This window comes from Plantactinospora sp. KLBMP9567 (assembly GCF_033446045.1).
Classification (GTDB): Bacteria; Actinomycetota; Actinomycetes; order Mycobacteriales; family Micromonosporaceae; genus Plantactinospora.
On sequence record NZ_JAWQRR010000030.1, the window covers coordinates 1 to 12,305 of the forward strand.

Annotated in this window: 7 protein-coding genes and 1 pseudogene; 4 read left to right on the forward strand and 4 right to left on the reverse strand. The window is 66.1% G+C overall.

Annotated elements, in window-relative coordinates:
- Window positions 1-67: 67 nt before the first annotated feature.
- Window positions 68-439 carry an aldo/keto reductase gene (locus R6Y94_RS23340; protein WP_318398040.1) on the reverse strand — a complete coding sequence of 124 codons (372 nt, stop codon included), beginning with the start codon at window positions 437-439 and terminating at the stop codon, window positions 68-70.
- A 319-nt stretch (window positions 440-758) separates the two neighbouring features.
- Here R6Y94_RS23340 and R6Y94_RS23345 point away from each other — a divergent pair.
- Window positions 759-1,001: pseudogene (locus tag R6Y94_RS23345) on the forward strand (hypothetical protein); the annotation flags it as partial.
- A gap of 4 nt (window positions 1,002-1,005) precedes the next feature.
- Here R6Y94_RS23345 and R6Y94_RS23350 read toward each other — a convergent pair.
- Together R6Y94_RS23350 and R6Y94_RS23355 are read right to left on the reverse strand one after the other, a co-directional pair.
- Window positions 1,006-1,611, reverse strand: coding sequence for an IS630 family transposase (locus R6Y94_RS23350; protein WP_318398042.1), 606 nt, complete (start codon window positions 1,609-1,611; stop codon window positions 1,006-1,008).
- Window positions 1,590-2,081: a winged helix-turn-helix domain-containing protein gene (locus R6Y94_RS23355; protein ID WP_318398043.1), complete on the reverse strand. Its 492-nt coding sequence runs from the start codon at window positions 2,079-2,081 to the stop codon at window positions 1,590-1,592. The genes R6Y94_RS23350 and R6Y94_RS23355 overlap by 22 nt, the downstream gene beginning before the upstream one ends.
- 473 nt (window positions 2,082-2,554) lie before the next feature.
- Here R6Y94_RS23355 and R6Y94_RS23360 point away from each other — a divergent pair, with 473 nt between their 5' ends.
- On the forward strand, window positions 2,555-2,806 hold the full coding sequence (locus R6Y94_RS23360) for a hypothetical protein (protein WP_318398044.1): 252 nt from the start codon (window positions 2,555-2,557) through the stop codon (window positions 2,804-2,806).
- A gap of 1,879 nt (window positions 2,807-4,685) precedes the next feature.
- Here the strand turns inward: R6Y94_RS23360 and R6Y94_RS23365 are convergent.
- On the reverse strand, window positions 4,686-7,523 hold the full coding sequence (locus R6Y94_RS23365) for an ATP-binding protein (protein WP_318398045.1): 2,838 nt from the start codon (window positions 7,521-7,523) through the stop codon (window positions 4,686-4,688).
- A 638-nt stretch (window positions 7,524-8,161) separates the two neighbouring features.
- On the opposite strand from R6Y94_RS23365, the gene R6Y94_RS23370 reads away from it, so the two are divergent.
- The gene (locus R6Y94_RS23370) at window positions 8,162-8,581 is read left to right on the forward strand and encodes a peptidase inhibitor family I36 protein (RefSeq protein WP_318398046.1); all 420 of its coding nucleotides are present in this window, start codon (window positions 8,162-8,164) and stop codon (window positions 8,579-8,581) included.
- Window positions 8,582-8,947: 366 nt separating this feature from the next.
- Complete coding sequence (locus R6Y94_RS23375; protein ID WP_318398047.1) at window positions 8,948-11,944, forward strand: tetratricopeptide repeat protein; 2,997 nt, start codon at window positions 8,948-8,950, stop codon at window positions 11,942-11,944.
- Window positions 11,945-12,305 lie beyond the last annotated feature (361 nt).

The window sequence follows — 12,305 nt, forward strand, 5'->3', positions numbered from 1 at the left end:
ACGCGGGTGGGGGGGGTGCGGGGCCCACCCCCCGCGGGGGGCCGCCCGGGGGGTGGGCGCCCCCCCACTACCGGGCGGTGACGATCGCACCGCCGTGCAGCCGGCGGGTGTGCTCGGGCACGTGCAGGTCGTAGGGATGCAGCAGGTCGGGGCATCCGAGCTGTTCGAGCCGTGCGACGTGTTCGGCGGTGAGGGTCGTGTCGAGGGCGCCGAGGTTATCCTCGAGCTGGGCAAGAGTCCGGGCCCCGACAAGGGTCGAGCTCACTCCCGGCCGGTTCGCCACCCAGTTCAACGCCACCTGTGCCGGAGTGCGTCCGAGTTCGTCGGCGATCGCGACGAGACCCTCGAGAACCTGTGCCGCGCCAAAACGCGGGCGGTGGCCGTTGGCCTGCCCTTTGGATTTTTTGACACGGCACACGGTTCGTGCGGACGGAGCCACGTCTGCTTCGGCTGACTAGGAGCCCGATTCGAAGGATCAGGACGTCTGCGCTATTTTCCCCACAGACCGGATCTATTGGCACAGTGCCATCTATTGATCACTGTAGGCGCATGAAAACACGGCTGTTCCTCATCGCCGCACTCGCCGCTGTCGCCGCCATCCTCACGGTACCCTCGGCCGCCCACGCCAGCACCGACGACAGCAACCGCGCGAGCGTCGCCGGAATCTCCGCGCAGGCCATCCAGGCCGGCCCGACGACAACAACAACGCGAGCGTTTCCGGAATCTCCTCACAGGCCGCCTGAACCTGTCCCTACACCGCCCTGTGCCTCTACACCGAGGGCGAATTCCGGGGACGCATGTTCGTGATCTACGCCTGCGGCAACTACGCACTCTTCAACTGGAACGGCTGGGGGTCCGTCTACAACAACCAGACTCCGAGCACGTGGGCCTATCTGCTGGACCAGAACGGCAATGAAGCCCACGCCTTCGTCGAAGGGGCCGGCGCCAGCTGGGTGGAATTCGATCCGTACTGGTACGCCAAGCCCTGCTACAGATCTTGAATGGTCAGGTTGTGTCGGCCTCAAGGGTCAAGCCAGTATGGGCGAGGAAACTGTCGAGGAGGTCGGTGCGGTACTGGATGCTCTTGAGTCGGTTCTTGATGATCGCCAACAGGTGGTCGACGCCATTCACGGCGAGGTTGCCGATGCTGCGTTTCAGGTGTGACCAGACCGCCTCGACCGGGTTGAGGTCGGGGGCGTAGGCGGGTAGCCGGATGACGTGCAGCCAGTCTCGGGCGGCGATCAGCTCGCGCATAGCGGCGCTGACGTGGGTGTTGAGGTTGTCCCAGATGACCACGATCGGGGCGTCGAGTTGCTGGTGAGCGGCGTCGAGCAGGCAGATGTAGTCACGTTCGCTGAAGCTGCGCCGTTCGCCTTTGCGGTTGCGATGCACGATCGTGCGGTAGATCAACCGGCTGCGTCGGCCGGGCTGGTAGCAGGTCAGCCCGGCGATCGACACTCGACCGGATCCCTTCCCGGACACCGTCACGACCGGTGTGCGCCCGCGCCGGCCCCAGGTACGTGCTTTCGGTGGGCGCAGCGTCTGACCGGCCTCGTCCTCGAAGTAGATCCACGCGCCGCGCTGCGCCGCTACCGTTTTCCCGCCGGCCATGCCTCCCGCCGCCACGTCGTGATCGCCTGCTCGTCGCGCTCGGCCGCGCGATGCTTCGGGACCTGCACCGAGAAACCAAGGCGGTGCAACACGTTCGCCGTCCCGCGCAGGGTGTAGCGGGTGTGAAACATCCGGGCGATCAGGTCCGACACCCTGGCGAGGGTCCAGCGCTGATCCTCGCCGAAGCCGTGCACGGCCGGACCCGCGTCCAAGGCGTCGGCGAGACGCCGCAGCCGGGAATCGTCCAGGCGACACCGGCTACCGCTGGACCCCTTCGACGCCAGGGCCTGTTCGCCACCGGCCTTCCAACGTTGCCGCCACCCGTACACCGCGGTCTGCGACACCCGCAACCTGCGGGCCACCTCCGGCACCGGCACGCCATCGGCGAACCAACCCGCCGCCTGACGTCGTACCGCCTCTCGTTTGGCCCGCCCTTGCGCGGTCAGACCGCCACCATCGGGATACCTCATCCCTCCGGCCTACAAGAGACCATCGATCATCGTCACGCAGACACGCCGGAGCAACATCGACCAACCTGACCGTTCAAGATCTGTAGTCGGGACCAGGAACAGCTGGCCGTTCCGGGCATGCCCGGCCTGACCCGCCGGCACGAACGGCAGCGGCCCGAGACAGGCATTAGACCTGGTACCAGGTCCGTCACCGACGGGCCTGGTACGCCCCGCACCACCCCTGCGTCGACCGCGCTCGGCACCACGCTCCAGAACTTGGTCCAACGCCACTGGACCTACCCCCACTGCGACGGCCGACCAACCGTCAGCGATGTGTTCGCAACTCTGCTCGAGTTGATGGGCGCCCCGGCTGTCTCGGGTACGTCCACCGACGGGCGACCAGGTTGCGGTGCCACCGCAGCAGCGTAGCCGGCGTAACGAAGAAACTCGCCCACCGCGGGCGGGGCAGCAGCCGCGACACGATCGAGCTTGGCATGGATACGTACTGCTTGGTGGTCGACCCAGGCCAGGCGACGCACTACGGCGGAGTGCGCGAATGCGAGATCAGGGACCGCGAGCTGCGGCTCGTGCTCGACCAGGACGCAGCCGCCATATTGGGCCTGCCGGTCGAACAGCGTTTCGTCCTCGGCATGCCCGCGCACCAATTGGATCTTCTTGGTCGGGGCCTGCGTAGGGTGCTGACCTCCGGCCGACGTGACGCAATCCCGGGCCGGCTCGACGTTTGATGGCGGACCAGGCTCCGGCCGGTAGTGGACTGGCTGTCGCCACGAGCGGAACTACCGACAGCGTCCGAATCTGCCGCCGTCCGCGCTCGCGTTCACTCAGGAGGTAGGCGACATCTTCGCGAGGGACTGCCGTGGGCGGAACGCCACCATGCGGTCAGGCGCCCGGCCATGGCCGCAGTCTCGACTTGACCACGTGACATGCCGAAGTGGCCAGTGCTTTCGTCGTCCAAGAACTATTGGACCTGTCCCGTGTTGGCGCCGCCTGCCAGCCTCGTCAGCAGCCTGGTTGGACAGCGCAGCACGAGGAACGACCGGAGCGTGAGGGAGTGCTGTGGCGCACGTAGGCGTCGCGCAGTGGCGTCAATGCGCCGCATCCGGCGAGGCAGAATGGTCGTCTGCTCGTGAGCCGCCGCCTTCGCGGCTACCGCCCACGCCCAATCGACGCGGTCCTCACCTGGACCTGGCGCAGGGACTTCCTTCTCCGCCGGCAGCACCACCCGACGCACGACCGCGCGCATGGCCTCTCGAACCGTGTCCTCCGGAACGAGTAGCCCTTCCCCGAAGGCTTGTAGCGCCAGGTCCCGTGGACGACGGCCGGACCCTGCGTGCCGAGCTAGCCACACGACCAGGTCAGCCGCACCTGGCGCCGGTACCGAAGTGCTCCCCCGGCCCCGACCCAGTCCTCGGGTGATGTTGCGCGGCAGTAGTCCTACTTGGCGCCACCGCTCAAGCCGAGTAGCGCTGATGTAGACGCCTTCAGCACGAGCAGCGTCCAGCAGGCGCTGGTCGGCGGGACTGAGGGACTTCCGGACCATCGCCCGACCGTACCGGCAAGGGTCGTTAGAGCCCCGCAACCTCGCCCAGGATCAATCCGTGTCCGGATGCTCTGCTTGGTGAACAAGCCCAGCCAGCCGAACGTCATAACGGTCGGCGTCGAGTGGAAGAGGTTGAAGGACCATGGACAGCGCATGCGCATCGGTACCACCGCCCAGCAGGCCACCTCGTCGGCGGTGGTCATCGGTATTGGCGGCAGCCGGCGCTGTGGTGGCAGGTGCCGTGGCTGCCCGTAGCCCGGCATGGGCGGCTGGGATCGGCACGGCCGTAGCGTTGTTCGCAGTAGTCCGGGAAGGTTTCCGAGCCCCGTGATCCCGATAGCGGGGCCGCGTACGACCCGCGGCACGTCGGCTACCCCTACCGCCGACACACCCGACCGAACACCCCCATGATCCAAACGACGCGGCGTGTGGGGCGTCCCCCGGGCTAATCGATGATCAGCGTTTCGGCAGGTGTCAGTCATGCGGGGATGAGGAGCGCCGTGCATCCGCCGTGGGCAAGCTGCTCGGTCGGCATCGCAGCCGATGCCGGCTCTGTCACCACCGCCGAATCCAAACGGGCGACACAGATGATCATGTGCTCCCAGTTTGCTCCCAATGTAAGGAACAATTACGAACTAGCTCGTTACCGGAATCCGGCAACGAGCTAGTTGACCTGCGTATATAAGTGGTGGGCGATACTGGGTTTGAACCAGTTACCTCTTCCGTGTCAAACACGGTCCACCCCACGCCGCGACCTGCTCGAATGGGATTCGGGCAGGTCACGGCATGTTCCTTGAGCGCCGTTGCCATCCGTTCGGCGCCGTTCACGTCCGGCCGCCGCGCCCCATGATCCAATCCAGTAGGCACGGCACCAGGGAGCACTGCACCGCCCCCACCCGACCACGCCGACGAACATTGCGGAACGCTCCCCCACCCATGCGAATCGCCGTGCCTGAGCAGCGCAAACACCTCGACCGGCTGGAGCACGAAGCTCATTGGTGTACCTCTTCGGCGCTAACACGAATGCCTCCCTTCGGGAGCCGCTGCGCGAAATGCCTCTGGATTCACTCAGGTGATGCGAGCGCCGCTGGAAGTTGGTGGCGAGAGGTGATGTTGAGTTTCCGGTAGGCGCTGGTGAGGTGGATTTCGATGGTGCGGCGGGTGACGAAGAGTTGCTGGGCGATGTCCCGATTCGTGGCGCCCCGCACTGCTAGGCGGGCGACGCGGAGCTCTTGGGCGGTCAACGCGTCTGGTCCGGATAAGGTCTTACGGCGGGGGCGGGCGCCGGCGGCTGACAGTTCGTCGATCGCGCGGCTGGTCAGCGATTGTGCCCCGCAGCGGGTGGCGTGGTGGAGGGCTTGGCGTAGCGGATTCTGGGCTGCGATGCGTTCGCCGTTGCGGCGCAGCGCGGCGCCGTACTCGACCAGGGCGTGTGCGTGGTGGAGCGTCGCGGAGGTGCGTTCGAGGGTGGTTGCGGCTTCCCGGAGTAGGGCGACGGATTCCGCGCCCTTCGCGGCCATGCCCGCCGTGCGTAGGGCGATGCCGAGCGAGTGTGGGGCCTTGAACCGCCGGGCAAGTTCGAGTTCCTCGGCGGCCAGGGTACGAGCCTTGGCGGTGTCACCCATGGCGAGGTGCGCCTGAACCATCTCGGAGCGCCATCTGGCGAAGGCCGGGTTGGTGTATCCGGCGGCGGTGAGCGCGTCACCGCAGACGGCCAGGTCGGCGAGCGCATCCGCTGGGCGGCGCTGCTGGAGGCGGAGCCGGGCTCGGGCCAGGTGGAAGAAGTGAGAGATCAGCCAGTTCAGCGGGAGGTGTGTTTCGAGGCCCAGGGTGGTGAGCACCTGCTGGGCAGCGACGGTCTCGCCACGGGCGACGAGTGCGTCGATGAGTACCGCGGCTGCGAGTGGACGCTCCTCGGGGCGTTCCTGGTAGATCTCGATCGCCGTCTGACCGTCGGCTTCGGCCTCCATGAGCTGCCCGACATCGATCGCGGCGTGTGACCGGAGAACCAGGAGGTAGCCAAACGTGGCGATGTCCCCGCTCTGGCGGGCGGTGTCGATCCCCTTGCTGAGCAACTGGAGCGCGTAGTCGCCCTCTCCAGAGATAGCGAGCGCCGCCCCGGCCAGATTGGCTAGCATGCCGAAGTTCCTGGCCGGTAAGGGACCGGCTGCGGCGACAGAGGCCAGGCGGACGACCTCGTCCGCTGGGCGGTCGCCGGTAGCGGCGGCGAGGAACGCGAGCGTCGCGTACACCATGCGGTCTGCGTCTGCCGTGCCGGAGAGGTCGGGCACCGCCTGTTCCAGTTGGTGGATCCAGATGTGGGGTGGATCCATGGCGGTGAGACCGCCAAAGGCGGCTGCCGCGAGGGCCCGGGTGGCAATGTCCGGGCTGTCCCCTGCCGCGCTTTGCGCGTACCGCAGCAGGTAGCCGCCGTGATAACGCCGCCCTGCGATCACCAGCAGCGCGCCGAGTTCCACCGCGGTCTCGGCGGAGATGTTCGTGGCGCCGGGCGCGTCCAAGAACGATTGCAGCCGGCCGGCGGCGTCGTCGAGCCGGTTCGACAGCACCAGTGCCCGAATCAAGTCGACGAGTATCGACGTATGGGCGGGTGGTTCGGGCGGCTCGACCAGCGCCCGTTCCAGGAACTTGATGGCACTCTCGATCGCGCTGCGACCGAGAGTGGCCCGGGCTGCGGCGTGTAGGGCATCTGCCACCCAGGGGTCTCGCGTGGGTTCGCAGGCGAGGAGGTGAGGCGCGAGATGTTCGGGCGCCAGCTGTTCGTCCGCCAGCAACAGGGCTGCCGCCTTGTGTAGGTGGGCACGCACCGAGACGCTGATGTCGGTGTAGACCGCAGTACGAGCTAGCGGATGCACGAAGTCGAGGGGAAGCCCCGGAGCAAGAACACCTTCCCGTACGAGAAGGTCGATGATCATCGCGGCCTGGTCGGACCCTGTCTGCTCCGAAGGGGGCCCTGCCATCCCACCAGCAGCACCGGAGAGTGTCGCGGCCCGGCGCAGAGTTGCCGAGCCGCCGAGCACCGCTACTGCTCGGGCCAGAGGCAGGGCCTGGGGTCCCACCGAGATGATGCGCTCCAGCACGGATCTCGTGATGAAATCGGACTGCAGGGCTTCCAGGTGATGCACTTCGCTTGCCCGGGCGGCGACACCAATGGCGCGAAGCGTCTTGATCGCCTCGATGACCAAGAAGGGATTGCCACCGCTGGCCGACGTAAACGCCTCGCAGAAAACCTCCTCCGCGTCCTGCGCTAGGGAATCACGAATCAACTCCGCGACGGCCCCACCGCTCAGCGGAGCCAAGGGCAAGAAGTGCGACGTGACGCCGCTCAGTACCTGAGCAGCCAGTGACCGGCCCTGCCGCCAAGCCGGGCGCGTGGCAAGCACCAGCAGTACCGGCAGGTGCGTGACCCGTCGGGCCAAGTGAGAGAGGAACCGCAGCGACGCCTCATCGGCCCAGTGAACATCGTCGACCACCAGCAGCAGCGATCCCCGCTCCGCGAGATTCGAACACAACCAGTAAAGAGCATGTACGACATCGCCGACCGGTGCGTCGGAAGCAGCGGGGCGGTTCTCGAACACCACCGAGGCGAATTGGGCCGCACCGCTGAGGATGTCCGTCCGGTCCGCCGCAGCGACAGCGCGCAGAGCCGGCTCGAACAGCTGCCGTACGACTCCGAACGGCATGTCCCGTTCGAGTTCGCCACAGTGCGCTGCGAGCACCGTGACCTGCCGCCGCCGAGCGTTCCCACACACACTGGCCAGCAGCGCCGACTTGCCGATCCCGGGCGCACCCTCGACCAGCACGATGGCCCCGGTCCCCGAGTCCAAACCGGAGATGAGCGCCTGAATTCGCACCTGCTCGTGATCACGTTCCAGAAGAATCATGGATCAGGCGGACCAACCGGAAATCTGCGCACGTGGGGTCAGGCCGGTGACCACAATCCCTCGACGGTGGGCAAACCCTTCGGTGGGTACCGTGATGCCACCTCGGCACATCTGCACAGATCCTGAAATCATGACACCGAAGGCCAACCGACGGCGACATCGACCCAAAGCGGGCCTAGCGCCAATGATGATCGAGTACGCCGGACGCCACCGCGGTTGGCATCGACATGCAAGGAAGGACTTGGCCACACTCGCCACTCCCGTGCGGTTCCTCGCGGCGCCGGGCCCGGGACCGGGCACCGGCGACGTATAAGCATCCAGCAGCGGGCAGCGCCACGCCTTTGCTCCCACCGCCGAGAGCGACCGAAGTATATGCCAGTGGAAACGATGCATGGACAGCCCAATGGATGCAGTCACCAATCAATTTCTGGCAACCTAGCAGCGGAAAGTCAAGATCACAATTATTGAGACGGTAATTTGACAGTTGTTGACTTTCCGGCGCATGTCGAGAGTCCGAGGGGGTGGTACGGCGGCTCAGCCGGACAGGCGCAACCCCGGTTCGAGTCCTCCGGCTCGGACGAGCCTTCAAGTCACCTTCGCACCGACATAGCGAAGGCTTCAATCCGAAAGGAAAGCAGATGACCAAAATCAGAATGATCGCCGCACGCGCGATAATCGTTGTACTCGGATCGGTGTCAGCTGTCGCCGTAATGGCTCCGTCCACCGCCTCGGCGGCCACCCCCAGGAACGGCATATGCGAAGTCGGCGAGGTCTGCTTCTACTGGGGACCGAACCTGACCGGATCGCTCTCCGACTTCACGGGTTCGCTCGCGAACTACGGCTCGACCCAGCCCACCTGCTACGAGTTCCGGTCGACGGGGACAGGGCAGGGACAATGCATGAAAAACAATGCCACCTCGGCATGGAATCGCAGTTCCGGGACCGTCCGCGTCTACTACAACAGCAACTACGGAGGTACGTACGACAATGTAGCCGCCGGAACATGGCGAAACCTGAACAACACCTATCTCGACAACGCTTCACACCGATTCCTCTGAGCGCCCAAGAACACTCCTAGCAATCACCGACCGGCGTCGGATGGCCTATCCGTCGCCGGTCCCCCACTTACTGGTTTCCTCACCTCGGGAGGTGAATTCGTGTTCGACCTGGGTGCGGTCCGCTAGGCAGGCGTCGATCCTGCAGGTAGATCCTTGCGACAGAAGTCGAGATCGCAAGAAAAGTTCCAGGCATCCGACACTCGACGCCATGACACCTGCCGCAAACGAAAACACAACTTCGGAAAACCGTCCAGAAATACTGGGAGCGGCATATCCTCCCGCCAAGGCGGGTGACGCGGGCGACGCGCCCGCCTGGGAAAGGGTGAGCGTGCATCCCAGGCCGTCGAACAACGTGGGGAGGGTCTCGTGGCGGGTGGTGTGCAGGTGTTCATCAGCCACACGTCGGACATGGCCGGGTATCCGGATCGGAATGTGTCGTTCGTGCGGGCGGCGATCGACGCGGTGAACCGGGCGCGGCATGTCCCGGTGGACATGGCCTACTTCGCGGCGCGCGATGGCCAGCCCGCTCGCTACTGTCACGAGCAAGTCCTGGCCTGCAGCGTGTACGTGGCAGTGGTGGGCTTCCGGTACGGGTCGATCGTCCCTGACACGTCAATGTCCTACACCGAGTTGGAGTTCCAGGCGGCCACCGAGGCCGGGCTGCCGCGGCTGGTGTTCCTACTCAACGAACGTCCCGATCTGCCCGCCGGTCTGGTGGATGCAGACCGGTCACGAATTGACAGGTTCAGAGCCCGACTGGGCGATGCCGGGTTGATCCTTCGCAACTTCTCCACCGTGGACCGGCTGGAGTTCGAGGTGTTCCACGCCCTGACCGAACTCAACCCGCCCAGCAGCGGGGGGCCGGCGCGGGACACGCTGCCGGCCAGGCAGGCCGTGTTCGTCGGCCGGGACCGTGAACTGGAGCAGATCACCGCCGCAGTCACCGACGCCACCGTAACCAGTGGGGTGGTCGCGATTCACGCCATCGACGGCATGCCCGGCATCGGCAAGACCGCGCTCGCGGTACGCGCTGCGCACCTGCTGACCGCCACGTTTCCGGATCGCCGGCTCTTCGTCGACCTACACGGCTACACCCCTGGTCACGAACCCACCGACCCCGCCGATGCCCTCGCCGACCTGCTGCGCGCCGACGGCCTCGACCCCCGGCAGCTCCCCGACGGGCTACAGGCCCGCTCAGCCCTCTGGCGGGACCGGATGAATGGAAAGAGCACCCTGCTCGTGCTCGACAACGCGCGGTCAACGGCACAGGTACGGCCACTGCTGCCCGGCACCAGCAACGCGCTGGTACTCATAACCTCCCGGGCTCGCCTAGCCGACCTACCCGAGGCCACCCACCTCAACCTGCAACTCCTGTGCCCTGCCGACGCGGCAGCGATGTTCCTCCGGCTGGTTCCCCGCGCCGAAGCCGAACCCGAAGCGGTTGCCGAACTGGTCGAGGTCTGCGGTTTCCTGCCACTGGCGATCGCCATAACGGCCAGCCGATTCGCCACCCGCCCCACCTGGACGATGGCGGACCTGCTCGCCAAGCTATACGGGACGGGTGGCCGGGTATTGACGGTCAAGGGTGAGGAAGCCACCGTGCGCGCCGCGTTCGACCTCTCCTACCGCCACCTACCACCGGAGCGGCAGCGGTTCTTCCGGCTCCTCTGCCTGCACCCGGGAATCGACATCGACGACTGCGCCGCGGCCGCGCTCACCAACACCACCCTGGACGGCGCAATCGAGCATCTCGACAGGCTGTATGGCGACCACCTCCTTGACGAGCCCGCACCTGGCCGCTACCGGATGCACGACCTTGTCCGCACATTCGGCTGTACCCTTGCCAGCACCATCGACCCACCGCCCGTGCGTGACGAGGCTGTGGCGCGATTGCTGGACTACTACCAGCACACCGCCGGCCGCGCCGACCGCTTGATTGCCCGCTACACCCGCTCCGCCACCACTACGGTGGTGGCGCCGGCAGCCGCCCCCCAACTGACGGGCTGGGACAGCGCCGCCGGGTGGCTACGCGTCGAACGAGCGAACCTACTGGCCTGCCTGCACCACACCACGGCCCGCGACCAGCACCACCGTGTGGTCGGGCTCACCGCTGGCCTCACCAACCTGTTACGCAGCGAGGGCCCCTGGACTACTGCGGTTGACCTGCACCAGCACGCCATCAACCACGCCGCGCAGGTCGGTGACCGGCTCAGCCAAGCCAATGCCCTCCATGATCTGGGGGCCGTACGACGGCTGATCGGGGACTACCCGGGCGCGGAGAACGTGCTGAGCCAAGCCCTAGACTTGCACCGCGCACTCGACAACCACCTCGGCCAAGCGAACACCCTCATCGATCTCGGGGCCATCAGAGCGTTGACGGGGGACAACCTGGGCGCGGAGAACGCGCTGATCCAAGCCCTACACCTGCACCGCGCACTCGACAACCACCTCGGCCAAGCCAACACGCTTCACCGTTTGGGGGTCGTGCGGTGGTTGATCGGGGACTACCCAGGCGCGGACGACCTACTGAACCAAGCCCTAGACCTGCACCGCGCGCTCAACAACCAGCTCGGCCAAGCCCACGTCCTCCACGAATTGGGTGCCGTACGCCGGCTAGCCGGAGACTACCCAGGCGCGAACGACCTACTAGGCCAAGCCCTGGGCTTGCACCGCGCACTCGATCATCGGCACGGCCAGGCCAACACCCTCCACGAGCTGGGGGTCGTACGGCGGTCAATCGGGGACCATCCGAACGCGGAGAAGCTGCTGCACCAAGCGTTGGACCTCCACCGGGCATTCGACAACCGTCTCGGCCAAGCCCACGTTCTCCAAGATCTAGGAATCGTGCGGCGGTTAACCCGGGACTACCCGAGCGCGGAGAAGCTGCTGCATCAAGCGTTGGACCTCCACCGCACTCTCAACAACCGTCTCGGCCAGGCGTATACCCGCACCCAGCTCGCGGTAGTGCGATACCTCACCGGCGACCACGCCGCTGCCGAAGATCTCCTCCAGCAGGCCCTCACCACGCTACGCAAGGTGCGCGCTCCTGACGACGAGGCCGAAGCCCTCAACCACCTCGGCACCCTGCGCCGGCTCACCGGACACCCCGACCAGGCCCATGCCCTGCACCAGGAAGCCCTCACCATCTCTCATCACCACGGCCACCGCATCGAAGAAGCACGCGCCCACGAAGGTATCGGCCGCGCCGCCACCGACCTCGGCAACATGGCCTCCGCCGTCTCCCACCTGCGGCAGGCCCTGCGCCTGTACCTGGCACTCGGAATCCCAGAGGCTACCCAGGTAACAGTCGACCTCGCCACACTCGACCCAGCCACAGAGGTGGCGGGCAACCGCAACCCATAGCGCTCAACCTGCATCCGCCCATCGTCCTCACTCCCATGAGCTTCCCTGGTAGTCAAGATGCCTTCGATCAGGGATAGACCTGCCGGGAGTAGTTCGACCGCAGAGAAGTACCCGATGGCTTGAGCGTCAGCCGGACACTTCCAGCATCGAGAAGCGGTCACCCCTGGTAGCAGGACTTCCACATCTCGGAAGTGCCCACCATGGAGGGACCATACATGCAGGTCAGACGCCTTCCGGTGCCGACTTTCACACTCCGGAAGCGCTCGCGACACCGCTCCCCAACACCCGGAGCACCGTGTCAACGACGTCCGAATTTTGGATCTGGCCCAAATTTCGTGATCAGTCCTGACCCCCGTGGCGT